Source organism: Laceyella sacchari (assembly GCF_024927925.1).
GTDB lineage: Bacteria > Bacillota > Bacilli > Thermoactinomycetales > Thermoactinomycetaceae > Laceyella > Laceyella sacchari.
Window position 1 is genome coordinate 2737304 of sequence record NZ_CP103866.1, and the last position, 24537, is coordinate 2761840.

Here is a 24537-nt window from a genome sequence, read left to right on the forward strand (position 1 = left end):
CGCTTGTAAATAGCTTACTGGAACCACTTTGCTTTGACAACCGCTTTTAAGCCTGGCGTTTCGACAATCTTAGTACGATTTTTTAGCCAACTCCGTCACACCACATTCCTTACCAGCATGCCCACTTTAACGACCGATCAACCACTTGCCATGCCGGGAGGGTACTCCCCCCATCCGACCTGTTCGTCAACCGATCAACGGTCTATCTTCAGGATAACGGTAAGGCGGTTGTTGCTGACTGTGAGCAATGGCAAAAGCGATGGTGAGCGGCCCTAACCTACCGGCAAACATTGTGAGCAGAACAATCACTTTGCCTGGCACTGACAACGTCGGGGTCAATCCCATGGTCAAACCAACTGTGCCAAACGCGGAAACCGTCTCAAACCCAGCGGTCAACAGATCCGTTTGCTCAGTGATCGTCAACAACATCGTATCCAAGATGACCAGCGTAGTCGCCGCCACAGTCACGGTGAGCGCTTTGTACACCAACCCGTGGGGAATGCGGCGCTTAAATGCGATGACATCATCCCGTCCGCGGATCATTGACCAGACCGACAGCAGAATGGTCGCCAAGGTGGTCGTCTTGATTCCCCCGCCCGTGGAACTGGGAGAAGCTCCCACAAACATCAGCAACACAGTGAAAAACAGTGTCGCTGAGTACATATCCCCCATGCTGAGCGTGTTATAGCCACCTGATCTCGGTGTAACAGAGTGAAAATAAGATGCCATGATTTTTCCTTGAAACGACAGCCCGCCCAAAGTTTTGGGATTGGTCCATTCCACCACCAAAATCACCAACATACCCATCACGATCAAGATGCCCGTCATGGTTAGAACAATCTTGGTATGTAAACTGATCCGTTTGGTCGCTCGATAATGAAGCAATTCTAAAATGACAACAAACCCGATCCCACCCAAAATAACAAGGGAGGAAACAACCAGGTTCATCCACGGATCTGCAACATAATGGGTGATGCTACTGAACGGTTCCTTTTCTCCAAACAAATCAAACCCGGCACTATTAAATGAAGAAATGGAATGAAAAAGAGAGAAATAAAGTCCTTTTTCCAATCCGAATTCGGGAACAAACCGCACACTCAACAATACAAATCCGATTCCTTCAATAATGAAGGTAATTTTGAGGACTTTCAACACGAGGTTGACTACCCCTTGCATGTTGAACTGGTTGAATGTCTCCCGCAACACCAACCGCTCCCGAAATCCGATTTTTTTGCCCACAAGATATGCGAAAAACGTGCCGAACGTCATAAAGCCCAATCCGCCCACTTGAATGAGCAATAAGATGACTACTTCGCCAAAGGTGTTAAACGTTGTTGCTGTGTCAACCACCACTAGCCCCGTCACGCATACAGCCGAGGTGGTTGTGAACAACGCATCAATAAACGGCAATCCCTGTCCGGATTCTGTAGCCATCGGCAAAGATAACAAACACGCCCCGATCAAAATCGTCACAGCAAATCCGAGCACCAAAATTTGTGTCGAAGTGAGCCTGCTTTGCAATAATTGTTTTTGGTCCATATTTGCACATCCACCAATCTCTAATCAATCAGATCGTTTGCCTGCGGATTTGTTGAAAACATTTGGTTTCGATTATAATGAAGACATGCCATCGAAACAAGGGTATGAAACCGAACACTGGAAGTGATGCAAATGAGCAAGAAACATATACGCGTGGTGGTCGGCATGTCCGGCGGCGTGGATTCGTCCGTAACCGCCTGGTTGCTAAAAGAGCAAGGCTATGAAGTGATCGGGCTGTTCATGAAAAACTGGGATGACACCGACGAATTCGGCCATTGCACAGCCACGGAAGACTTCGAAGATGTGCGCCGCGTTTGCGCACAGATTGGCATTCCCTATTACTCTGTCAACTTCGAAAAGGAATACGAACAAAAAGTGTTTCAGTATTTCCTTGATGAATACAAAAAAGGCAGAACCCCCAATCCGGACATCATGTGCAACCGGGAGATCAAGTTTGGCGAGTTCTTAAACAAAGCGAAACAACTGGGGGCCGATTTCATTGCAACGGGCCATTACGCACAAATCATCGAGAAAAACGGAGAAAAATACCTTGCCCGTGGCGCAGACCCCAATAAAGACCAAACCTATTTCTTGTACGCCGTCAACAAACCACAATTGTTGCAGGCCATGTTCCCCATTGGGCACATGCAGAAACAGGAGGTGCGTGAGATCGCGCAAAAAGTCGGTTTGGCCACAGCCAAAAAGAAAGACAGCACCGGCATCTGTTTCATCGGCGAACGGAATTTCCGTGAATTCCTCAGCCACTATCTGCCTGCACAACCTGGAGAGATCCTTACCCTGGATGGGGAAGTGAAAGGGCGGCACGATGGCTTGATGTATTATACGTTGGGTCAACGTCAAGGATTGGGGATCGGTGGAAGCGGAACAGGCGAACCCTGGTTTGTCGTGAAAAAGGACATTGAAAAGAACATTCTCTATGTGGCGCAAGGCCATGACCATGAAGCGCTGTACTCCGGTGGACTCATCGCCACCGATATCAATTGGTTAGGCCAAGGCGACACTCCAAACGAGCCTTTTACATGCACCGCTAAATTCCGCTACCGTCAAAAAGACCAACCGGTGCGCGTACTTCCGCAACCGGACGGCACCTTCCGCGTGGAATTCGTCGAACGGCAACGGGCAGTCACCCCAGGGCAATCTGTAGTTTTCTATGATGAGGAAATTTGTTTAGGTGGGGGCATTATTGACAGCACCTTTTAACATAAAATAGCATTGGGCGGTTTTCTTGAGCGGCCACAGGCTGATTCAAGAAAGCCGCACCTTATTTTTACGATGCCTCTCTCGACATCGTTCAGCAAACTTCTTTTACTCTGTTTCTTTGGGCTGTCAACATGTTTCCGTTTTATGGCACAACCGAAAACGGGACTTTAGTCTACTATTCAAATATTGGAAAATAGAGTAGCATTAAGTCGAGTTTCATAGTATAAAGGGGGATTGTAGCATTGAAGGACAAAGCGTATTTACCCACCCCTGAGTTTGACACAGATGACCTGTCTCCCGAAGAATACAGCACGCAAATCAAACGAAAAACCATTGCTCTGATTGGTGCTGGCATTGCTTGTTCCGTCTTTTCCTACGCCATTTTCACCAACTCTACTGGCTCTATTTCAACTGACAACAACGGAGTCACCGCTAAGCAAACGAAACGGCCCACGCCAGAAACGGAACAAAAACTGAACAGGTCAAACCAGTCCATATCCACCGCTACAAAAGCGAATGCATCGGACAATGGCCATCAACCCAGTAACCCGGCAAAACATCTTCCTGTCACGGTTGACGGAGATGCCAGCCCAACCCCAAATGCGGTTCACTCTGACCAATCTCCGAACAAACCCTCTCCCATCGGGAATGACGACAACCGGGACCCGCTTAACATTTTTCACGCCTCCTCAAATGTAGTGGCCAGCGCGACGCCTTCATATGAAAAAAACCCTTCACCAAGTTCAGACATACATAATAAACCTTCAAAGACAACCGTTGTACAGAAGGAAAACCCACAGCAAAATACGCCCACATGCGATCTGGCCTGCGAAGCGACAAGATCTACCAAAAATAAGTTGACAGAAATATTACGAGATTTAACCAATTGAAGCCAATAAAAAAAGTAGCTGACTTTTTTTCAAAGCCGGCTACTTTTTATATGGCGTGCCCTGGAAGATTCGAACTCCCGACCTTCTGATCCGTAGTCAGACGCTCTATCCAGCTGAGCTAAGGGCACATATGCGATTGGTGCGGACGAAGGGACTTGAACCCCCACAGCCTTGCGGCCACAAGAACCTGAATCTTGCGCGTCTGCCAATTCCGCCACGTCCGCAAACTTCATATGGAGGCGGCACCCGGACTCGAACCGGGGGTAAAGGTTTTGCAGACCTCTGCCTTACCACTTGGCTATGCCGCCATGAAAATTGGCAGGGGCGGTAGGAATCGAACCCACACTGGAGGTTTTGGAGACCTCTGTTCTACCACTAAACTACGCCCCTGTATGGTGCTGGTGAGAGGACTTGAACCCCCAACCTACTGATTACAAGTCAGTTGCTCTACCAATTGAGCTACACCAGCGTGGTGGCTCGGGACGGAATCGAACCGCCGACACGAGGATTTTCAGTCCTCTGCTCTACCGACTGAGCTACCGAGCCACATTTAATTATTATAACATAGACAACCGCATTTGTCAAAAATGGCGGAGAGAGAGGGATTCGAACCCTCGAGGCGAGTTTTGCCCGCCTACACGATTTCCAATCGTGCTCCTTCGGCCAGCTCGGACATCTCTCCGTGTTGTGAAGTGAAGTTTTCGTTTTCGTCAGCTCATCTCGCTGACAAAATATATATTACACTGGTTCATTCATGTTGTCAACGGGAATTTTAATTTAATTCTATTCTGAATTTATTTGGTTGCCACTCCCGCATGCTTGAATATTCCCTCACTGGTCAACCCCAATACTCCGCCATCGAACGAAGATATGATTTAACTTCCTTTCCGCAACCGATTGCTATCAGCTTTATGGGAGTGCGGTCATCAACACTGCTTTTAACAGTGCATGAATAAAACTGAACCCAATTGCCAATCCGCTTAACATCATCCCCACGCTCGCCAAGTTCCCTTTTTCTGATCTTCTACCCCTCAGCCCCAGCACCAATCCGACCACTCCACACACAATCCCGACCAGGGCAAACACAAAGGCTGAAAAAAAGCCGACGATACCCAACACCAATGCAATCTGCGCTTCTTTGTTTCGCTGTGGCATTCTTCCCAAATTGGTTTGAATTTGCGTTGGTTCCATCAAATCCCTCCAACCCGCATGTTAATGTTAGTTTATTCATCAGGTAGCAGATATTCCCTCTCTCTTTATTCTTTTCATTTTCCTTCTATCGCAAACCCCTTTTTATAAATTTTTCCCTGTCCCCCCTTCATTTCATGTGGCGGATTGATAAAAAAAGCAATTGATGGCAGTTTTTACCTTTATGTATGGCTGGAACGCGATTTTTGGTAAGCAAGTCCAATAGTGGTCTCTTTTTGCGCTTGTTGTGTCTTCTTGTGAGCCGTTTTCTTATCATCTGCTGTTACGTTCTCTTCAAGGTAGTTGAGTGCCCTGACACTTTTACTCTTGGCCCGAAGCCCGTCGCAACTAAATCCAAATTGCAACGGAACCTCTTTGTTGAGAGAATCCTTTGTAATTCCTTTTGCTTTCCCTGGCTTGAAAAATGCCACAAATCCATTGTCCTCGACTTTTCCATTGTCGGGATGCTTATACTCCGTCACAATGCCTCTTACCGTCCGCAACTGATTTCCCCCAGCTTCATCAAGCATCCGATGATGAACCAATGACTGCAAGCCTTCTCCTACTCCAAACCATTCAAAACAGAAGGTCTTGTAGGGGGACTTATCCGCTGCTTTGGCACAAGCTTCAATTAATCTCTTCGCCCTGCTTTTTTCAAGCTTATTCCTTCCATCTCTTTCAAGACCATGTGGACATAATGATAATAAAGAGCCTGCACCTGATTGGTTCTGCTACTCCAAGCGGACAAATATTCAATTGCATCATCAAGCGTCATATTGGGATAATGGCATGCCGCTTGTAACCATAAATAAATGCTTTTCTCATTGTCCGGCTCTTCCATGGGATTGTCTCTCAGCAATTCTTGTGCCGGTTTTGATAAAATCCTTGTATTTCTCTCTTTCAAGCGAACGATTTGCCGACGGATCATTGGTTTGCTAGAGATCGACGGCAATAGTTTTGTATCAAGATGTTCAAATCCATGTACAGTTTCTTCAAATCACTTTCACAATGCGTGTATAGGGGTTGGTTTCCTCTTCAATATGGGTTTGTTTCACGCTTTCAAAAAGGCATTTAGCCAAATCCAGACAAGCCAAAAACCATTGGTTATTTGGACGCTTAAAAAATTCTTGTGTGAGTCCTGATTTTAACCACATCGTCAATCATATGGATGATCATCTCAACATGGGAGATAGAGTTACATGCAACAAGTTGTTGTGGTCGCGGGATCGTTTAAACCAACTCCCCACATGGTTCGCCAACGCTTTTACTTCCTCCAACTCTTCCCCGAAAGAAGCTTGGGCTGCTTTGTGTACTTCGTTTTCAGTGCATTTAGCTTATCTTATGTACAACCCTTTGATGTGATAAAGCAGGGAGTCCACTCTACCTTGCTGCTCCGATGTTTCAATCGCCTTGTCTGCCGCAGTGTTCTCTTCACCATATAAGTGAACCAATTTTCGCAGAATGTCCCCCTGCCACTTGACATCTTTGGTCTCGGTAATCAATCAAGCAAACTTCTTCTCCCATCTCTTTATTGTTTCGGAGGATAAACAAATCGAACAAAATTTCCATGATATATTCTTTGATATCCTTATGCACCACTTCAAAGTGCTCTTCAAACAAACGAAGCCGTTACGGAGACAAGGTGACGCTTTTGTTTCTCTTTTCAGGAACCTGCACGCCTCCTTCTTTCACGTCATTAAGTGTAGAAATAGAAAGATTTTCGGCAATGTCAGATACGGAGATCAGAATATGCGCAGCTTTTTCTTCATTCACCATTTTTCACGCCTCCATCATCGGCTTCAATTTGGTGTCCCGTTTCACCGCAAAAATAAACTGCACACGATTCCCTTGTAACTCCATTTGTGCATACAAAAAAGCCTTAAGCTTGATTGCTTAAGGCTTTTTTGTATGGCCTGGCAACGACCTACTCTCCCAGGGCTTAAGCCCAAGTACCATCGGCGCTGGAGGGCTTAACTTCCGTGTTCGGTATGGGAACGGGTGGATCCCCTCCGCCATCATCACCAGACGTTATGTTGTTGTTCAAGATGTGAACCACACCCTGAAAATTAGATTGGAATAAAGCGAGTTGCAAGATGAAGAGATGAAGTAGGATAAGCCCTCGACCGATTCGTATCCGTCAGCTAAACGCATTGCTGCGCTTACACCTCGGACCGATCAACCTCGTCATCTACAAGGGGTCTTACTTCCACAGGGGAATGGGAAATCTCATCTTGAGGGGGGCTTCGCGCTTAGATGCTTTCAGCGCTTATCCCGTCCGCACTTGGCTACCCAGCGGTGCTCCTGGCGGAACAACTGGTACACCAGAGGTGCGTCCATCCCGGTCCTCTCGTACTAAGGACAGCTCCTCTCAAATTTCCTACGCCCACGACAGATAGGGACCGAACTGTCTCACGACGTTCTGAACCCAGCTCGCGTACCGCTTTAATGGGCGAACAGCCCAACCCTTGGGACCTACTACAGCCCCAGGATGCGATGAGCCGACATCGAGGTGCCAAACCTCCCCGTCGATGTGGACTCTTGGGGGAGATAAGCCTGTTATCCCCGGGGTAGCTTTTATCCGTTGAGCGATGGCCCTTCCACTCGGAACCACCGGATCACTAAGTCCGACTTTCGTCCCTGCTCGACTTGTAGGTCTCGCAGTCAAGCTCCCTTCTGCCTTTGCACTCTGGAGCGCGATTTCCGACCGCGCTGAGGGAACCTTAGAGCGCCTCCGTTACTTTTTAGGAGGCGACCGCCCCAGTCAAACTGCCCACCTGACACGGTCCTCCCGCCGGGTGACGGCGGCGAGTTAGAACCCCGATACGACCAGAGTGGTATCCCACCGGCGTCTCCACCGAAGCTGGCGCTCCGGCTTCTCAGACTCCCACCTATCCTGTACAAGTCGTACCTAGATTCAATATCAGGCTACAGTAAAGCTCCACGGGGTCTTTCCGTCTTGTCGCGGGTAGCCAGCATCTTCACTGGCAGTACAATTTCACCGGGTCTCTCGTTGAGACAGCGTCCAGATCGTTACGCCTTTCGTGCGGGTCGGAACTTACCCGACAAGGAATTTCGCTACCTTAGGACCGTTATAGTTACGGCCGCCGTTTACTGGGGCTTCGGTTCAGAGCTTCGCTTGCGCTAACCCTTCCCCTTAACCTTCCAGCACCGGGCAGGCGTCAGCCCCTATACATCGCCTTGCGGCTTAGCAGAGACCTGTGTTTTTGCTAAACAGTCGCCTGGACCTCTTCACTGCGGCCCCCTCGGGCTTTCACCCTACCGGGGCACCCCTTCTCCCGAAGTTACGGGGTCATTTTGCCGAGTTCCTTAACGAGAGTTTTCCCGAGCACCTTAGGATTCTCTCCTCGCCTACCTGTGTCGGTTTGCGGTACGGGCACCTATTTTCTCCTAGAGGCTTTTCTTGGCAGTGTGAGATCAGGAACTTCGGTACTGATAATTTCCCTCGCCATCACAGCCCAGCCTGTAGAAAGGACGGATTTGCCTATCCTTTCGGCCTCACTGCTTGGACGCGCACTTCCAGTCGCGCGATTCCCTACCCTCCTGCGTCCCCCCATCGTACAAACGAAAATAGGTGGTACAGGAATATCAACCTGTTGTCCATCGCCTACGCCTTTCGGCCTCAGCTTAGGTCCCGACTAACCCTGAGCGGACGAACCTTCCTCAGGAAACCTTAGGCTTACGGTGGAGGGGATTCTCACCCCTCTTTTCGCTACTCATACCGGCATTCTCACTTCCAAGCGCTCCACCACTTCTCACGAAGCAGCTTCGCTGCTGCTTGGAACGCTCCCCTACCATGCCACCGCATTCACTCCAGCTTCCACACATCGTTTCGCTATGGCATTTAGCCGAAAAGATGTTTTCGGCAAATGTCCTTCGCCGACGATCATGAAAGACAGAGTGAATGTGGCGGCATCCACAGCTTCGGTGAATCGTTTAGCCCCGTTACATTTTCGGCGCAGAGTCACTTGACCAGTGAGCTATTACGCACTCTTTGAATGGTGGCTGCTTCTAAGCCAACATCCTGGTTGTCTGGGCAACTCCACATCCTTTGCCACTTAACGATTACTTGGGGACCTTAGCTGGTGGTCTGGGCTGTTTCCCTCTTGACTACGGATCTTAGCACTCGCAGTCTGACTCCCGGACATGAGTCGATGGCATTCGGAGTTTAACTGAGTTCGGTAACCCTGTGGGGGCCCCTAGCCCAATCAGTGCTCTACCTCCATGACTCTTGATCCGAGGCTAGCCCTAAAGCTATTTCGGGGAGAACCAGCTATCTCCGGGTTCGATTGGCATTTCACCCCTACCCACACCTCATCCTATGGTTTTTCAACACCAACAGGTTCGGACCTCCATTCCGTGTTACCGGAACTTCATCCTGGACATGGGTAGATCACCCGGTTTCGGGTCAACGACTACGTACTGAAGCGCCCTATTCAGACTCGCTTTCGCTACGGCTCCAGCTTTTCACCTTAACCTTGCACGCAACCGTTACTCGCCGGTTCATTCTACAAAAGGCACGCCGTCATCCCTCAAGGGGACTCCGACTGGTTGTAAGCACACGGTTTCAGGTTCTCTTTCACTCCCCTCCCGGGGTGCTTTTCACCTTTCCCTCACGGTACTGGTTCACTATCGGTCGCTAGGGAGTATTTAGCCTTGGGAGGTGGTCCTCCCAGCTTCCCACGGGGTTTCACGTGTCCCGCGGTACTCAGGATCCGTCTCGGAGGGAAACGAATTTCGGTTACAGGGCTGTTACCTTATATTGCCGGCCTTTCCAGGACCAGTTCACCTATTCGCTCCCTTTGTGACTCCGTGTGAGACGTCCTACAACCCCGATGGCACAAGGCCATCGGTTTGGGCTGTTCCCGTTTCGCTCGCCGCTACTCAGGGAATCGCGTTTGCTTTCTCTTCCTCAGGGTACTTAGATGTTTCAGTTCCCCTGGTCTGCCCCCGACCACCCTATGGATTCAGGTGGCGGTACCAGCTCTTCAAGCTGGTGGGTTGCCCCATTCGGAAATCTCCGGATCAAAGCTTACTTACAGCTCCCCGAAGCTTATCGGAGTTCGTCCCGTCCTTCATCGGCTCCTAGCGCCAAGGCATCCACCGTGTGCCCTTAGTAGCTTAACCTACCAGGTTTATCCGGCATATCGCTATGCCGCTCGGTATCTCCTCGGTGATTTGCAACATCGACGATCTAAGAAGGATCTCCTTCTTAACCTCGTTGCTTTATTCCATATCTAATTTTCAAGGTGCGTCTCTCTTTGTTATCACCGCGTCGCGGCGACAAGTAATAATGTACCACGGTTCAAAAATAAATGCAACCCTTTTTTATAAATTTTTTCTCGGTACAAAGCAATGGGACTTTCGCAATCTCACTCCGTCACCAAGTATACTCTGCGCATGATAAAAGCCACAACCTTTGAAACAGAAAAGGCTGTGGCCCATCCACCAGTCTGAACCGCGCTTATAAGTTATTCACCACACTATTGGCTCCACCACTTTCGAGAAGTCTACCTCTTCCTCCTCCGCCTCTTCTCCTTCTTCTACATACCAAAATAACGGATTCTCCCCGGTTCAACCAAATTGTTCGGGTGGACCCGCTTCCACGTCCACAGGTGATATTTGCGGAGCTGTTTCCACATCGGATTCTCACCATCTCCCCACGCTGCAATCCAACGATTCTTGGACGGAACCTCAACCGGCCACATCTTACAATAGCGATTTCGCCACGGCGCAAACGAATGTTAAACTCCTCTCTCCGGTTTGGACGCAAAAGAATTTGACTCACTTGGGAGTGTGTCAATTCAGATGTTCTGATCATTCCCCTTTGGCCTCCTTTTATATGCTCTACCTTACTCTATAAAAGGAAGCAGGAATTTGACTCCGCCATACGGCTAGTTTAATGGAGAAAACTTAAAATGGGTCACAGCAAAAACACTATCAGACAAACCGGCCATCCACTCCAAGTCAGGGGCGTCTCTCTCCCTGCAAATAGCGCTTGTCTTTCATAAACAGCCTCCAAAAAATGATAAATCCGGGCAACAAAATAGCCAACCCCATTGTAAACACTTTTAGCAACGAATAAAAAGTGTTGATTTGTGTGAACGCCTCGTTAACAGTCAAATACGGATAAATGATATATGGCAAATGTGCCGCTCCATAAGCAAAAGTGGCGATAGCATATTGGATGGCAATGGCGATGACCGCCACTCTCGGCCGGCCCACTTTTCCCTCTGGCGTCTTCCACCATAGCGCCAAGTACCCGATTAAAAATGCAAGAATCGACCACACATACCAAACCTTAAATTCTTGCAGGCGCTTCAACAACCAAAACGCTTCCGGTTCCAATGTGTACAGCGTGAAGACAGCCACCAACAACGTGATCGGCCCGAACACAATCGCATGTTTGCGGTATGCGGCGTATGCTTCCTCATCCCCCGATTCCCTCGAGTAGTCTGCCAAAAAGAGCGCCGCCAAGAACAATTCTGAAGTCAAACCAAACAGGATATACAGATAAACCGACGGGCTGGTTAGCAGTTTGTCAAACAAAAGCAGCTCCCGCCCATCTGCTCTATGGACAAAACCGCCTTGCGTGACAGGCAGCGCACTGATCAACAAGGCGGGGATGAACAGCGCGGTAATCCCGGACACCGCTTGGAGCAACCGCTGATATCCTTCTACATAATAAGCGAAGACCATAAAGGAACTGCGAATGGTGATCAATAGCAAAATGACGCTGACCGGAACAATCAAAACGTTGCCTAGCATATAGGCCGCGCGGGGAAAAAAGCCAACACCCATGACCACCAATAAAACCAAGATAGTGTTGGTCACTTCCCATGTCGGCGATAAGAATCGATTGGCGATTTTGCCTGCTTGCGTTTGTTGGTTTCCGTAGACCATCGCCCAAAAACTGGCGCCAAAATCAATGGAGCCCGCCATGCTGTAGATATAAAGTACAACCCAAACAGCAAGAATGGCGACAGAGGGTTCAATGGGTTGAACCATGGGCATTCACTCCTAACTCTCGGTTAAGCCGATGTAAATCTTGTACCAAGGGATGGCGACGGAAATAGCGGGTCATTACTACAGCTACGATTGTGGCCAAGAAAAGATAGACCAAGGTGAAAAGAACAAACAACACGCCCAAATTTTCCGCTTTGGTAGCTGCTTCGGCTGTAGTTTGAATGCCATAAATGGTCCATGGCTGTCGGCCACTGCAACTAAAAATCCAACCGAATTCAATGGCGATCATGGACAACGGACCCGCCGCGACCAAACATCGTAGTAACCACTCCGGCCAATTCTGTCCGCCGCGTTTCCCACGCCAATAAACAAACAATCCCAGTGCGGCCAACACCAGCAACAACATGCCTAATCCCACCATCACATTGAACAGGGTGTGCGTATAAGCTGGCGGCCATGTCTCACGCGGAAAATCATTTAATCCCTTCACTTCCGTATCAAAACGGTCGCCCGCCAACACGCTCAGCATGTAAGGAATCTCTACTCCATAACGGATTTCTTTTTTTTGATAATCGACATACCCACCCACAGCCAACGGCGCATAGCGTTGGGTTTCAAACAACCCCTCGGCTGCGGCCAACTTTTCCGGGCTATAACGGTGCAAATTTTGTGCTGAACCATGTCCAGACATAGCCGTAAGAAAAGAGAAAATGAAGGCGACGACAAGTGACAAGAGCAACGCCTTGTGGTGAACGCTCCGCTCCTCTTCTTTCCTGTTTTTTAACAAACGATACGCAGCGACCGACACCACGACAAAGGCCCCGGTCATCAGGGCACTAACCACGACATGATAAGCGCTACCGAAAAAGCTGGGGTTAAAAAATGCTTTCCACGGATTGACGTCCGTAATCGTACCGTCCGCTCGCATGGTAAAACCGGCGGGTGTGTTCATCCATGTATTGGCTGACGTGATTAACACAGCCGAAGCGGTGGCTCCCAATGCAACCAGGAACACGGAGACCACTCGAAACGCCGGGGGCAAACGATCAGCTGCATACACATAGATAGATAAAGCCAATGCCTCCAGGAAAAAGGCGAAAATCTCCACCTGAAACGGCACTGAGATAACCTGACCCACAATTTTCATAAATCCGGGCCATAACAAGCTGAGCTGCACGGCTACGATGGTTCCGCTGGGAATAGCCACGCCCAACAAAATGGCGACCGATTTGGTCCAGCGTTTGGCCATGACACTGTAATGAATATCTTTTTTCCACCAATAAAGAAATTCGCTGAGAAACACCATTGCCGAAATCCCGATCCCCAGTGTGGCGAAAATGATGTGAAATGCCAGGGATGTCCCAAAAAAAGCGCGCGCCAGCGTAACTGTATCCATTGACACAACCGCCCTTTCTGCCAAATAATGTAACCTTATTCTTGGCAGTCCGCTCATTTTTATACAAAAGCGGATGGCAGTCCATGTCCTTTCTGATAAAGTTGACTGGCGCGCCTTGGGACGACCGCATTGCCTCGAATGCGCGAATCGACAACTCATTATGCATGCAAAAAACACCGCCTTGGCAGCTAAGGCGATGTCCTCACGATAACCAATTCGATTGTCATATCAGCTCTTGCAACAACCGTCCGGGGTCTTTCGTAAACGTTTCAAGTGTCTGGGTGAACCGGATGGCATCAGCCCCATCAATCACTCGATGGTCAAAGCTCAATGAAATGTTCATCCGCCAGCCTACAGTCAATTGCCCCTCTTTCACAACCGGTTTTTGTTCAATCGGATGAAGCGCCAAAATCGCCACTTCCGGAGGATTAATAATAGGAGTGGCCCAAGTCCCTCCAAGCGCCCCTGCATTGCTGATCGTGAAAGTGCTCCCTTTCATCTGCTCCGGTAACAGCTTCCCTGCCCGCGCCGCTTGAGTCAATTCATCAAGCTCCCGCGCCAATTGCTCCATCGTTTTCCGTTCGACCTGCCGCAATACGGGAACCAACAACCCTTTGGGCGTATCGGCCGCAATCCCCAAATGAACGGTATGGTACTGCCGAACCATTTGCGTCTCTTCTATAAAGTGGGCGTTAAATTGAGGATGGCGCTTTAGGGTGTGCGCGACCAACTTGCTGATGATTGCTAGATAGGAAAGGCGAGGTGAACCCTCTTCTCTCTCTGCCATGCGGCGCTGGCGCCACTCTACCAATCCATCCACCGCCAATTCGGCGAAGTGCGTCGCATGCGGCTTGCGAGTCACAGAAAACAGCAAGCGCTCCGCGATCACCTTTCGCACCGGGGACAAGCCGGTTTCGCTCCACTCGCCGGTTTCCGTTGGGGTCGGCATAATAGTTGGTGGCACCATCAACGAACTCTCCGCCTGCGCCACCTGCACGCTTGATTGTTCGCCGTGCATAGCAGCATGGTTGCGCACATCCGCGGCAGTAATCCTCCCATGGGCTCCCGTCCCTTTAACTTCAGTCAGATCAACACCCAGCTCACGGGCAAGCCGGCGTGTCGAAGGAGCAGCCAACACGCGCTTTTTCTTTTGCGGTACGGGTGGCGATGCGTTGGAGTGGGAATCATTCGGTTGGTGCGGAACTTCCTTCGGTTCCTGTTCTCGCCCCGCTTCCGTCCCGATCACATACAGCACCTCACCGACAGGGACGACATCGCCTTCTTTCCATTTCAATTCCGCCATTTTGCCGCTTGCGGGTGCCGGCAATTCTACCACAGCTTTGTCAGTCTGAACTTCTATGACAGGTTGGTTTTCTTCCACTTCGTCTCCTTGTTTGACCAGCCAGCGGACCACCTCGGCTTCAGCCACACCTTCACCGATGTCCGGCAAGCGAAAGGCTAACGACATCCAAGCTCCCTCCTTCTATTCAAACGCCAACACTTGTTCAATCGCTTGGGAAACACGTTTCACATCAGGGCGGAATGCATCTTCCAACGCATACATCGGCACCGGAACATCATAGCCTGTCACCCGCGCAACAGGAGCTTCCAGATAGAGAAAGGCCTGTTCATTGATTAAAGCGGTCAATTCCGCTCCCAGACCCGCCGTTTTCGGTGCCTCGTGCACGATCACTACCCGGCCCGTCTTTTTGACGGATTCAATGATGGTTTCTTCATCCAGCGGATACAAGGAACGCAGATCAATCACGTCACAGGAGACACCTTGTCTTTCCCACTGTTGAGCCGCTTCGGAAGCGACTGGCACCATCGCACCCCAGGCGATCACGGTGAGCTCATCACCTTCGCGCACTTTGCGTGCTTTGCCCAGCGGCACTTCAAACCACCCCTCGGGCACTTCTTCCCGCACCGACCGATACAGCCTCATCGGTTCCAAATAAATGACCGGATCTGGATCGTTGATCGCCGCCAGCAATAACCCTTTGGCATCTCTCGGAGTGGCAGGAGTCACCACTTTCAATCCCGGAATATGAACAAAGAGGCTCTCTGTAGAATCGCAATGCAATTCCGGAGCGCGAATCCCACCGCCATACGGAGCGCGAATCACCAACGAAGCCGGATGGGTTCCTTGCGTGCGGGTACGAAGCCGAGCGGCATGTGTGATGATTTGTTCAACCCCTGGATAGATAAAACTCAGAAACTGGATTTCAGCCACTGGTTTTAGACCGTTGATGGCCATGCCGATCGATGTGCCGACAATACCCGCTTCAGCCAATGGCGTATCAATGACACGATCATCGCCAAAAGTTTCCCATAGCCCTTCTGTTGCTCGGAACACTCCGCCGTTGCGACCCACATCTTCGCCAAGCACAATCACCCGTGGATCATTCTCCAAGGCCACCCGCAATGCATCGTTGATCGCCTGCACCAATGTTAATTGCTTCATCCCACTTGCCCACCGCCTTGCTCACATTGTTGCCGTTGCCGTCGTTCGTTGGGACCCATCTGGGCGTAAACATGCTCAAACAAATGGGTTGCTGGGGGCGGGGTAGCCGATTCCGCCTCACGAATGCCCAAGTCGATGCGCTCTTTACATTCTGCCTCCCAGGCCAACTCGTCCGCATCGGACAACAACCCTTCCGCTTTGAGCAACCGTACATAACGCTGGAGCGGATCTTTTTGCTCAACCCATTCTTTCACTTCAGCTTCAGGTCGATATCGTTTGGCATCATCTGCCGTGGTATGGGAACCTTTGCGGTATGTGACCGCTTCGATGAGCGTCGGCCCACCCCCCGTTTTCGCTTTCGCCACGGCTTGCCGCATCGCGTCATATACGGCCAAAACATCATTGCCATCCACACGGACGCCTTCAAATGCATAGGCTGCCGTTTTTTCTGCTACGGTTTCGGTCGCTGATTGCCTGGAGAAAGGAACGCTGATGGCATACCCATTGTTTTGACAAAACAAGATGACTGGCACTTGAAACACACCGGCAAAATTGCATCCCTCATGAAAATCCCCTTCAGAGGTCGCCCCATCGCCAAAGTAAGCCACAGCCACACTTTCTTCGCCTTTGAGCTTGGCAGCCCAAGCTGCACCAACCGCCTGTGGAATCTGGGTCGCAATCGGAACATACGGCGGCATCAATCGGACACCTTCCGGCGCTTCACATCCCTCTACCCGCCCCATCCAGTACAGGAAGATTTGGGACAAGGGCATGCCGGCAACCATCGCCACCCCATGCTCACGATAACTGGGGAATATCCAATCGGCTCGGGAAAGGGCCAAGGCGCTGCCCACTTGGGCCGCCTCTTGTCCTTCCAATGGGGCGTACGTTCCGATCCGACCTTGGCGTTGCAACAGAACGGCGCGGCGGTCAAACAGCCGCACCATTGTCATCCAACGGTAAAACTGAAGCTTGCTTTCATCAGGAAGCGCCCGCCAGCAGGAGCGGCCCTGCTCGGTCAAATCCCCTTCCGGTGTCACATACTGCACCATCTCTTTATTCAATTGACCGATCACCCGCGTCCCACCTTTCTGTTTTGATTGCGGTCATAACCGAGAATCATTCTGCGCAAATCCGCAATGTTTTCCATCCGCTCCACGACGATGCGATCAGCGGCACGACATGTTGGAATATTCTCTTTTTTGGAACGTTCGCATATTTCAAGCACCATGTCGTAAATTGCTTTGGTTTTGGCCAAGACGCGCTCCGCCTGGTAGCCTTCCAACTCATCAGCCACTTGGATCAGGCCTCCTGCGTTCACCAAATAATCAGGGGCGTACAAAATACCCCTCACATGCAGAAGATCGCCATGTCGATCCTCCTCCAGTTGGTTGTTGGCGGAGCCAACTACAGCTCTGCACTGCAATTCGTCAAGGGTGCGATCGTTGATGATCCCGCCCCGGGCGCAAGGCGCGAAAATATCACAGTCCACCTGATGGATAACATCAACCTGACTAATCTCAACCTGTTCTGGCGCCCGCTGTTTCCACTCCGCACAACGCTCTTCGCATAAATCGGCAATAACCACCAACGCGCCTTCCTCCAACAACATCTCCACCAACTTGCTCCCAACTTTGCCGATTCCCTGCACAGCCACTTTCTTCCCTGCCAGCGACGGCGTTCCCCACAGATGCACTGCAATGGCTCGCATGCCCTGCAACACGCCCAACGCAGTCGGTATCGAAGTATCTCCGCTCCCCCCATGGGACTGAGGCAGGCCGACAAAAGATGCTGATTCTCTGGCAGCATGAATAAAATCTTCTGGTTCGGTACCCATATCCGTACCCGTGAAAAACCGGCCGTTTAACCCCCCGACAAACCGGCCGACCGCTCGGAACATCTCCGGAGACTTATCTTCTGCGGGATCACCGATAATCACCATTTTCCCCCCGCCAAAGTCCACATCTGCCAATCCGCATTTATAAGTCATCCCTTTAGAAAGACGCAGGACATCCTCCAGCGCCTCATCTGTTGTTTCATAAGGAATCATTCGACATCCGCCAATGGCCGGCCCCAATGTCGTGTTGTGAATGGCAACAATTGCTTTCAATCCCGTACGCGCATGCCGGCAAAATACCACCTGCTCATGACCGTGTTCCTCCATCAGAGCGAAAACATCACGCATCTGGGCGATTTCCGCCCGTTTCTCTTTTAGCTCAAGGTGATCCATTTTCAGACTCCCCATGATCAACCATCTCCACTTTATTATTCAAAGTCATGCATGTTGATTAGCCAGTGAAACAGAAGCCGGTTTCCCATGCGAAAATCACCGGGAGCACGTTATTCAAGTGATATTGCTGCTGGGAGAAAGCGGGTCTTGATTCTTCTACCCTGGTTGCCCGCTGTCTCCGCCCAGCAAGTGATACAACTCCCAGACAAAGACTTAGAAATGCAAACACAAAACCCGCCTCCGTCCGTATGTTGAATATGGGTAATCAACACGCCCCTTCAAAAGTTTCTTGTTGATCCATCATATGACACTGTGCTGGCAAAGGGTTTATTTTCCCTTGAATTGTGGTTTTCTTTTTTCCGCAAATGCCTGAACACCCTCCAGGAAATCGTGTGTGCGCCCAGCCAACTCTTGCACCTCGGCCTCAAACTCCAGCGCCTCACTGAGGCTAGACTCCATCCCGCGGATGATCGCCCGCTTCGTCAAACCAATAGCCACTGTGGGACCTTCAGCCAATTGCCGAGCAAACGCGAACGCCTCATCAAACAATTTGCCCTCTTCGACCATCCGCTCTGCCAGGCCGATGGAGAGCGCTTCTTCTGCTTCCACATCCCGGCCACTCATCGCCAGTTCCAACGCCTTGCCCAAGCCTACTAAACGTGGCAGAAAATAGCTTGAACCACTGTCAACCGCCAAGCCGATGCGCACAAACGCTTCAACAAACCGGGTTGATGGCGTGATAAAACGAATATCGCAAGCCAAAGCCAAACTACAACCGGCTCCTGCCGCTACACCATTCACTGCCGCAATCACCGGCTTGTCCAGTCCCGACAGTGTTTCAATCAAAGGGTTGTACCGCTCACGCACACTGTCCCCCAAGGCGAAATGGTCTCCCTTTTTCTGCATGGCGGACCGGTCTCCAAGATCTTGTCCCGAACAAAACGCTTTGCCGGCCCCAGTGATCAGAACAGCCCGGATGTCATCATCTTGGGCCACTTGTTGTAGCACATCCACCAGCTCCCGGCTCAATTGCTGGTTGATCGCATTGTACACCTTCGGCCGGTTGAGGGTGATTACCCCTACGCCGTCTTGTTTATTCAGTAACACCGTCGCTTCACTCATGATCTGGTTCCTCCCTCATTTCCCCTTAAATTGGGGCTTGCGCTTCTCCATGAATGCTTTCATTCCTTCCTGCTGGTCTTCCGAAGAAAACAGCAAGTAAAACGCGTGTTGCTCAAACTGCAATCCTTGCTCTACGGTCAACTCTTGCGCTCGGTTGACCGCCTGCTTGGCCAAACGGACGGCGATAGGAGGCTTCCGAGCAATCTCCCCGGCCAAAGCCAATGCTTCTTCCTCTACCTGCGCATCCGGCACAACGCGGTTGACCAAGCCCCAAGCTAGCGCCTCGTCTGCCGTCAACATCCGGCCGGTGAGAATCAGCTCCATGGCCTTCGCTTTGCCAATCGCCTTGGTTAACCGCTGAGTACCGCCCGCCCCCGGCATCACGCCGATGTTGATTTCCGGTTGGCCAAATTTGGCCGACTCTCCTGCGATAATCATGTCACAGCACATGGCGAGTTCATTCCCGCCACCCAAGGCATATCCCTTGACTGCGGCGATGAGCGGCTTAGCAACCCGACGAATGCGCTCCCAATCGGCAAAATAAGGCCGGTTGACAAAGTCGACCGCATCCATGCCGGCCAACTCCTGAATATCAGCGCCAGCAGCAAACGCTTTATCTCCACCAGTCAAGACAATCGCGCGCACCCCGTCTTCCCGATCCAACTCTTCCAACAGATCAGCCAGCCGTTTCACCAATGCTTGGTTCAAGGCGTTTAGCACATGCGGCCGGTGCAAACGGAGCAATGCAACATGGTCTTTGGTTTCAACCATTATGCGCGCTTCGCTCATTTTGTCCCTCCTCCATCTTCCATACATCCAATCTGGTGTTTATCCAGCTTTGATATGTTGGAAGCGATTACAAATAAACTTTTTTAAAAAAACTCTCTTTTCTGATGATACGATTTTATTTTACCAAACAAGCGATTGTTTGTCAGTTTGTTACACAACAGCTGTCCAGCATCACAGTACAAAAGTCTTGTGCTTCTGGGCACCATGAAAAAAGCACCCCTTTGAAAGGGATGCCTTGCCATTTATCTTTGCTCTCCGGATGCCAACACATATTTGGCGGTTTCTTCAACGCATTCTTCGCAAATGATTTTTTCTCGGAAATAAAAGAGTTTATCGGCGTTTCCGCATAAGACGCATGTGGGGTTATATTTTTTTAAGACAATACTATTATTGTCAACATATATTTCCACCCCGTCATGGGGATTGATATTCATCATATCCCTAAGTTCTTTGGGTAAAACGATGCGTCCTAGGTGGTCTACTTTCCGAACGATCCCGATTCCCTTCATAGGTTGGCCCCTCTCTTTTCTGTTGAAGCTGGTGGGAGGTGTCAGCTTGCAACTGAAAATGCGAGCCTTGCCGTGGACTAGGCTGGTATCGGACGGTGTAATGTGCTATGGCGTCTTTTGCGTCGATCCAGTGTTTGTGTCGGTGCTTTGTGATGTGTCCGTATTAGTATTGTGATCCGTTGGCGGTTGATTTGTCCCGCCTGTGTCACCCGTACCCGAATGATCTTGCTCAGGCTGCTCGTTATTCGGCTCAGGTTGCGGTTCTTGTGTTGGTTCATCCTGCTTGTTTGGCGTTGTGGCCGGTGGCTTCGGCTCATCTGTCGTGCGCGGTTCCTGTTTCGTCTCGGTTGCCTTCGGCTGTTCTTTCTCGATGATGTCCACAATCTCCGGCAACACTTCTGGTTTACTTAACATCTCAGAAACCGGCGGCACTTCCAACGCCAGCTCTGTCAATGGCGTTTCTTCCATCTCTTCAGCTTCCAATTGTTTGCCTTCTTTTTTAGCTATCAGCCAAGCAGCGTACTTCACAGGAGATAAGCCGAATTGGCTTGCTTTGCTTTTCACTTTTTTGGGAACGACTAATGATCGTACTTCCAATTGCAAATTTTCCTGCTTGCTCTTGTTGTCCAGGATCGTTTTGAGATGATCCAGCGTTTCTTCACTATTTTTCTCTTCTTTATAACCGGACAACACCACTTGGTCTTTTTGTTGTACATAGCCGTGTTGCTTGGCTTTTCCTAAGAAATCGATAACGAATTGGTTGAGGCTCTCTTTTTTCCATTCTTCCCCATCCAATAATTGTTTGGCTGTCTTGTTCAGCGGATGGAGTTCCACTATATTGCGCTCTTCATCTATGCCTATTTCCACACTCGGATTCACATCAACATAAATGTATGTTTGAGCATCAACCTGATCTGGAGCCAGCTGCGGCAAAACGAAAAACATCCCCAGTACGGCGGCGGCTGCAACGGAGACAAATGCCGGGACAAGCCTCCGGCGATTGCGCTTCGTCGCTTGGAAAGTGATTTCCTCCCCAACCAATAAGGAAGGATTGGTTCTTGGTACTTTGATAAAATCGCCTTCTGGGGTGAGCACAATCCAATGCCGTGATTGCACTTCCATTATAATTCCTTTGTGCATAAGGTCCGCCCCCCCTTTCTCCCCGTCACAATCCAATATAACTTCGCAACAAACCAAGATCCTCCACTCGAACAATCGTCAACGCGATCAAATAATCGCGGTGCCTGCTTAGCGTTCGGCGATGCATACCTAAAGCTTTAGCCAATTCTTTGTCAGGTCTTTTCTGTGTATAAAATTTATGTAGCAAGCTTTGATCCGCTACAAGCTGTCTGGCTATCTGGAAGAGATTTTCACGCGTGTCACGATGCTTGGGCTTTTTCTTGGCCAAATCATTCAAGCTGATGTCAAATTTGGCTAGAGCTTTGATGAAAATTTCAATTTCCATCCTGCGCATGCGATCCAACTCTTCATTGTTATGCCTTTCAAAGGATACGGATACAAGTTCTTGATTTTGGTTTTCATCAGCCCGTGTGCCAGTCCCGCCCATCGGCAACACTCGATGATGCTTGCCCTCTTGACGGAAATAATCGACTAAGCGGCGCTGGATCACTTTGTAAGCGAAGGATAAAAATGAAGCATTAAAATCAGGTTTGAATTTCTCCAACGCTTCATCCAGCGCCCGATAAGCAATCATATACTCATCATCTTGCTGCGTTATCACTCTCCGGCAAACCCGGGAAGCGATTCGACGAACGTGAGGTTCCAATTCACGCAACAAATCGTCTCTCTGTTCAGGAGAGTGAGCAGTTTGCACCTGTAACACACGTGCTTCTAAATCTGTAGTTCCCCGGAACATGCAATACCGACACCTCTCCCTATCTATTTATTCGCATCGTTTCCCTTTTTTTGTGTCTCTCTTCGCGGAAGCAAGATCATTTTACCATGTTTGCCCACATATTTGACTAATTAAAAGAAAGATTTTTTAAAAACATAAAATAATCAACCCTTTTATATTCGGTCAGGATAAAAGAAATTGGTTCCCTTTAACAGGAAACCAACGATTTTTAAAATTATTTAAAAATGAATCGAACAGGAACCTCTGTGTTTAAATATTTTACCCCTATAGACCGTTCTTCAGTTTGTATGATTATCTCCCATTTTTCGTATGATTTCAACAGCTGCACGATTCTCTAAAGACGATAAATCCCCGGTCTCCCGCCCCAGATAGGCGCTTCGGATGACGCGGCGCAAAATTTTGCCGTTTCGTGTCTTCGGCAACTCGTCAACGACAAGAACGCGTTTCGGCTTCAACGCTTTCCCCATCTTCTCGCCAACAAAGTGAATCAACTCCCGTTCTATGTCCTCTCCCGCATCCGGCTCCACTTTTAACACAACAAAACACACCGCGCATTCGCCTTTGACCGAATCTGGAACACCGATGGTGGCCGCTTCTAAGACATCTGGATGGTCCACCAGTACCGACTCCATTTCTGCTGGTCCCATTCGTTTGCCGGCGATGTTGAGAGTGTCGTCCGAACGCCCCGTGATAAACCACTGCCCTTCTTCATCAATGGCCACCCAATCCCCATGCACCCATGTTTGGGGCCAACGCCGCCAATACGCCTCTTCATACCGGTCGTCATCCTGCCAAAAGCCGTTGGTCATGCCGACCCAAGGCTGACGCAACACCAGTTCGCCCACTTCGCCGCGCACCGGGTTTCCCTGTTCATCCCACACATCGGCATCCATTCCCGGCAAAGGGCCGGCAAAACCGCACGGTGCAATCGGTTTGAAAAAGTGATTACCCAAGATGCCACCTGACACCTCTGTTCCGCCTGAGTAGTTGAAAATGGGGATCTGCTTTCGTCCCACTTGCTCAAACAGCCACATCCACGGCTCTGGATTCCATGGTTCGCCCGTGGAGCCGAACACCCGGAGCGAGCTTAAGTCGTTTCCTTCCAGCCACGATTCCCCTTCTTTCATCAAAGAACGGATCAAGGTTGGGGAGATGCCCAAGTGCGTCACCCCATGCCGCGCGACCAATTGCCACAACCGATTTGGCTGGGGATAGTCAGGAGTGCCTTCGTACAACAGCATGGTGCTACCCATCAGTAAAGATCCAAACACCATCCACGGCCCCATCATCCAACCCATATCCGTCACCCAGAACAGTACATCTCCAGGCCCCACATCAAAAGCGTACCCCGCATCAAATGCGGCCTTGAGCGGGAAACCGCTGTGGGTGTGAACCGTTCCTTTCGGCTTGCCCGTGGTGCCAGAAGTATAGATGATCATCAATGGCTCACTGGCATCGGTATCAACGGGTGGAAGCGGTTCCATATCTTTCATCAACTCATCCCAACTTACATCCCGCGAATCATGCCAAGGACATTCTCTCCCCAGCCTCCGCACCACAATCACCTTTTCAAGCGATGGAGACAATTGCGCAGCCCGGTCAGCTTCTTCTTTCATCGCCACTGTCTTTCCGCGGCGCTTGTAACCGTCCGCCGTAATGAGCCACTTCGCTTCACAGCCTTGCATTCGAGTCGCCACCGCTTCCGCGCCGTAACCGGAAAAACACGGGGTGAAAATCGCGCCCAGCCGGGCAATCGCCAGCATCGCCACCACATTCTCCACGATCATGGGCAGATACAACGCGACCCGGTCACCCCGTCGGACGCCCAATTCACGTAACCCGCGAGCGCAACGGTTCACCTCGCGCAACAATTCGCGGTACGTCAGTTTTTCCGTCGCGCCGTCGTCGCCTTCCCAGATCAGGGCAAGCTGGTGGCGTCTGGCTGGATCTTCCGCAAACCGATCCAGCGCGTTGACAGAAATATTTAACCTCCCCCCGACAAACCAGCGCGGCCAAGCGATGCCTCTCTCCAAATCGACTGCTTTTGTATAAGGTACCGTCCAAGCAAGCGACATGTCTTTGGCTACTTCATCCCAAAACCAACCAATATCCTTAATTGACTCTTGGTAAAATGCATCATAATCTTCATACCCCAACTTATGCATCAGACGATATAGCCTTGTCTGCTCGATCATCTCCCGCTTGGGAAACCAAACCGGTTTATACATGGTACCACTCCATTTCCCACATGAAATATCAGGGCTCGTTGTACATTCATTTTAACTTTCCAATTGAAAAATCACAATATTGAATGATTTTAGTCTTTAAT

20 protein-coding genes, 7 tRNA genes and 2 rRNA genes are annotated in these 24537 nt (G+C 50.1%); 2 read left to right on the forward strand and 27 right to left on the reverse strand.

From position 1 onward, the window contains the following. Positions 1–186: 186 nt before the first annotated feature. Entirely contained in the window at positions 187–1539 is a 1353-nt protein-coding gene (locus tag NYR52_RS13380) for a TrkH family potassium uptake protein (RefSeq protein ID WP_259435813.1), read from the reverse strand. 126 nt (positions 1540–1665) lie between these two features. On the opposite strand from NYR52_RS13380, the gene mnmA reads away from it, so the two are divergent. Together mnmA and NYR52_RS13390 are read left to right on the forward strand one after the other, a co-directional pair. Continuing rightward, positions 1666–2760 (forward strand): tRNA 2-thiouridine(34) synthase MnmA, encoded by a 1095-nt coding sequence (mnmA, locus tag NYR52_RS13385; RefSeq protein ID WP_246026951.1) that lies wholly within the window; start codon positions 1666–1668, stop codon positions 2758–2760. Between the two features lie 242 nt (positions 2761–3002). Next, a complete protein-coding gene (locus NYR52_RS13390) occupies positions 3003–3650 on the forward strand; it encodes a hypothetical protein (RefSeq protein WP_132222958.1) in 648 nt (215 codons plus the stop codon). A gap of 51 nt (positions 3651–3701) precedes the next feature. On the opposite strand, the gene NYR52_RS13395 is transcribed toward NYR52_RS13390, so the two are convergent. The 26 genes from NYR52_RS13395 to NYR52_RS13520 form a co-directional block, all read right to left on the reverse strand. Further along, positions 3702–3778: transfer RNA gene (locus NYR52_RS13395), tRNA-Arg, on the reverse strand. Positions 3779–3787: 9 nt separating this feature from the next. Then, a tRNA-Leu gene (locus NYR52_RS13400) sits at positions 3788–3874 on the reverse strand. A gap of 10 nt (positions 3875–3884) precedes the next feature. Next, positions 3885–3958, reverse strand: a tRNA-Cys gene (locus NYR52_RS13405). Positions 3959–3966: 8 nt separating this feature from the next. Then, a tRNA-Trp gene (locus NYR52_RS13410) sits at positions 3967–4040 on the reverse strand. Positions 4041–4043: 3 nt separating this feature from the next. Then, positions 4044–4119, reverse strand: a tRNA-Thr gene (locus NYR52_RS13415). Position 4120: 1 nt separating this feature from the next. Continuing rightward, positions 4121–4196, reverse strand: a tRNA-Phe gene (locus NYR52_RS13420). Positions 4197–4238: 42 nt separating this feature from the next. Next, positions 4239–4332 (reverse strand) — tRNA-Ser (locus NYR52_RS13425). Between the two features lie 227 nt (positions 4333–4559). Next, a complete protein-coding gene (locus NYR52_RS13430) occupies positions 4560–4841 on the reverse strand; it encodes a DUF4190 domain-containing protein (protein ID WP_259435814.1) in 282 nt (93 codons plus the stop codon). Positions 4842–5020: 179 nt separating this feature from the next. Further along, positions 5021–5392, reverse strand: a complete 372-nt coding sequence (locus NYR52_RS13435; protein WP_259435815.1) for a hypothetical protein — start codon at positions 5390–5392, stop codon at positions 5021–5023. 77 nt (positions 5393–5469) lie between these two features. Then, entirely contained in the window at positions 5470–5679 is a 210-nt protein-coding gene (locus tag NYR52_RS13440; RefSeq protein ID WP_259435816.1) for a hypothetical protein, read from the reverse strand. Positions 5680–6172: 493 nt separating this feature from the next. After that, positions 6173–6340 carry a hypothetical protein gene (locus NYR52_RS13445; RefSeq protein ID WP_259435817.1) on the reverse strand — a complete coding sequence of 56 codons (168 nt, stop codon included), beginning with the start codon at positions 6338–6340 and terminating at the stop codon, positions 6173–6175. Positions 6341–6467: 127 nt separating this feature from the next. Then, positions 6468–6614, reverse strand: coding sequence for a hypothetical protein (locus tag NYR52_RS13450; RefSeq protein ID WP_259435818.1), 147 nt, complete (start codon positions 6612–6614; stop codon positions 6468–6470). Between the two features lie 135 nt (positions 6615–6749). After that, positions 6750–6864: ribosomal RNA gene (gene rrf, locus NYR52_RS13455) — 5S ribosomal RNA — on the reverse strand. Between the two features lie 81 nt (positions 6865–6945). Beyond that, a 23S ribosomal RNA gene (locus NYR52_RS13460) occupies positions 6946–9983 on the reverse strand. An 840-nt stretch (positions 9984–10823) separates the two neighbouring features. Further along, the gene (locus NYR52_RS13465; protein WP_259435819.1) at positions 10824–11864 is read right to left on the reverse strand and encodes a cytochrome d ubiquinol oxidase subunit II; all 1041 of its coding nucleotides are present in this window, start codon (positions 11862–11864) and stop codon (positions 10824–10826) included. Then, positions 11848–13218: a cytochrome ubiquinol oxidase subunit I gene (locus NYR52_RS13470; RefSeq protein WP_259435820.1), complete on the reverse strand. Its 1371-nt coding sequence runs from the start codon at positions 13216–13218 to the stop codon at positions 11848–11850. The genes NYR52_RS13465 and NYR52_RS13470 overlap by 17 nt, the downstream gene beginning before the upstream one ends. A 223-nt stretch (positions 13219–13441) precedes the next feature. Continuing rightward, positions 13442–14686: a dihydrolipoamide acetyltransferase family protein gene (locus NYR52_RS13475; protein ID WP_259435821.1), complete on the reverse strand. Its 1245-nt coding sequence runs from the start codon at positions 14684–14686 to the stop codon at positions 13442–13444. Between the two features lie 15 nt (positions 14687–14701). Continuing rightward, a complete protein-coding gene (locus NYR52_RS13480; protein ID WP_259435822.1) occupies positions 14702–15682 on the reverse strand; it encodes an alpha-ketoacid dehydrogenase subunit beta in 981 nt (326 codons plus the stop codon). After that, on the reverse strand, positions 15679–16758 hold the full coding sequence (gene pdhA, locus NYR52_RS13485; RefSeq protein WP_246026888.1) for a pyruvate dehydrogenase (acetyl-transferring) E1 component subunit alpha: 1080 nt from the start codon (positions 16756–16758) through the stop codon (positions 15679–15681). The genes NYR52_RS13480 and pdhA overlap by 4 nt, the downstream gene beginning before the upstream one ends. Then, on the reverse strand, positions 16755–17927 hold the full coding sequence (locus NYR52_RS13490; RefSeq protein ID WP_259435823.1) for a Leu/Phe/Val dehydrogenase: 1173 nt from the start codon (positions 17925–17927) through the stop codon (positions 16755–16757). The genes pdhA and NYR52_RS13490 overlap by 4 nt, the downstream gene beginning before the upstream one ends. Before the next feature lie 312 nt (positions 17928–18239). Beyond that, on the reverse strand, positions 18240–19034 hold the full coding sequence (locus NYR52_RS13495) for an enoyl-CoA hydratase-related protein (RefSeq protein ID WP_132221025.1): 795 nt from the start codon (positions 19032–19034) through the stop codon (positions 18240–18242). 15 nt (positions 19035–19049) lie between these two features. Further along, positions 19050–19823: an enoyl-CoA hydratase-related protein gene (locus NYR52_RS13500; protein ID WP_259435824.1), complete on the reverse strand. Its 774-nt coding sequence runs from the start codon at positions 19821–19823 to the stop codon at positions 19050–19052. A 242-nt stretch (positions 19824–20065) separates the two neighbouring features. Further along, a complete protein-coding gene (locus NYR52_RS13505) occupies positions 20066–20332 on the reverse strand; it encodes an AbrB/MazE/SpoVT family DNA-binding domain-containing protein (RefSeq protein ID WP_022736964.1) in 267 nt (88 codons plus the stop codon). 105 nt (positions 20333–20437) lie between these two features. After that, positions 20438–21472, reverse strand: a complete 1035-nt coding sequence (locus NYR52_RS13510) for an anti-sigma-I factor RsgI family protein (protein ID WP_132221029.1) — start codon at positions 21470–21472, stop codon at positions 20438–20440. Positions 21473–21497: 25 nt separating this feature from the next. Then, on the reverse strand, positions 21498–22208 hold the full coding sequence (locus tag NYR52_RS13515; RefSeq protein WP_102993239.1) for a sigma-70 family RNA polymerase sigma factor: 711 nt from the start codon (positions 22206–22208) through the stop codon (positions 21498–21500). A 278-nt stretch (positions 22209–22486) separates the two neighbouring features. Further along, positions 22487–24436 (reverse strand): AMP-binding protein, encoded by a 1950-nt coding sequence (locus tag NYR52_RS13520; protein ID WP_259435825.1) that lies wholly within the window; start codon positions 24434–24436, stop codon positions 22487–22489. Positions 24437–24537: the final 101 nt, after the last annotated feature.

Bases quoted from the DNA above. Each gene is read 5' to 3' on its own strand.
- NYR52_RS13440 (WP_259435816.1), bottom strand. From the start codon at position 5,679: ATGGAAGAGCCGGACAATGAGAAAAGCATTTATTTATGGTTACAAGCG.
- NYR52_RS13520 (WP_259435825.1), bottom strand. From the start codon at position 24,436: ATGTATAAACCGGTTTGGTTTCCCAAGCGGGAGATGATCGAGCAGACA.
- NYR52_RS13475 (WP_259435821.1), bottom strand. From the start codon at position 14,686: ATGTCGTTAGCCTTTCGCTTGCCGGACATCGGTGAAGGTGTGGCTGAA.
- mnmA (WP_246026951.1), top strand. From the start codon at position 1,666: ATGCAAATGAGCAAGAAACATATACGCGTGGTGGTCGGCATGTCCGGC.
- NYR52_RS13450 (WP_259435818.1), bottom strand. From the start codon at position 6,614: ATGGTGAATGAAGAAAAAGCTGCGCATATTCTGATCTCCGTATCTGAC.
- NYR52_RS13430 (WP_259435814.1), bottom strand. From the start codon at position 4,841: ATGGAACCAACGCAAATTCAAACCAATTTGGGAAGAATGCCACAGCGA.
- NYR52_RS13500 (WP_259435824.1), bottom strand. From the start codon at position 19,823: ATGAGCGAAGCGCGCATAATGGTTGAAACCAAAGACCATGTTGCATTG.
- NYR52_RS13465 (WP_259435819.1), bottom strand. From the start codon at position 11,864: ATGGTTCAACCCATTGAACCCTCTGTCGCCATTCTTGCTGTTTGGGTT.
- NYR52_RS13380 (WP_259435813.1), bottom strand. From the start codon at position 1,539: ATGGACCAAAAACAATTATTGCAAAGCAGGCTCACTTCGACACAAATT.
- NYR52_RS13480 (WP_259435822.1), bottom strand. From the start codon at position 15,682: ATGAAGCAATTAACATTGGTGCAGGCGATCAACGATGCATTGCGGGTG.
- NYR52_RS13510 (WP_132221029.1), bottom strand. From the start codon at position 21,472: ATGCACAAAGGAATTATAATGGAAGTGCAATCACGGCATTGGATTGTG.
- NYR52_RS13490 (WP_259435823.1), bottom strand. From the start codon at position 17,927: ATGGGGAGTCTGAAAATGGATCACCTTGAGCTAAAAGAGAAACGGGCG.
- NYR52_RS13470 (WP_259435820.1), bottom strand. From the start codon at position 13,218: ATGGATACAGTTACGCTGGCGCGCGCTTTTTTTGGGACATCCCTGGCA.
- NYR52_RS13495 (WP_132221025.1), bottom strand. From the start codon at position 19,034: ATGAGTGAAGCGACGGTGTTACTGAATAAACAAGACGGCGTAGGGGTA.
- NYR52_RS13515 (WP_102993239.1), bottom strand. From the start codon at position 22,208: ATGTTCCGGGGAACTACAGATTTAGAAGCACGTGTGTTACAGGTGCAA.
- NYR52_RS13505 (WP_022736964.1), bottom strand. From the start codon at position 20,332: ATGAAGGGAATCGGGATCGTTCGGAAAGTAGACCACCTAGGACGCATC.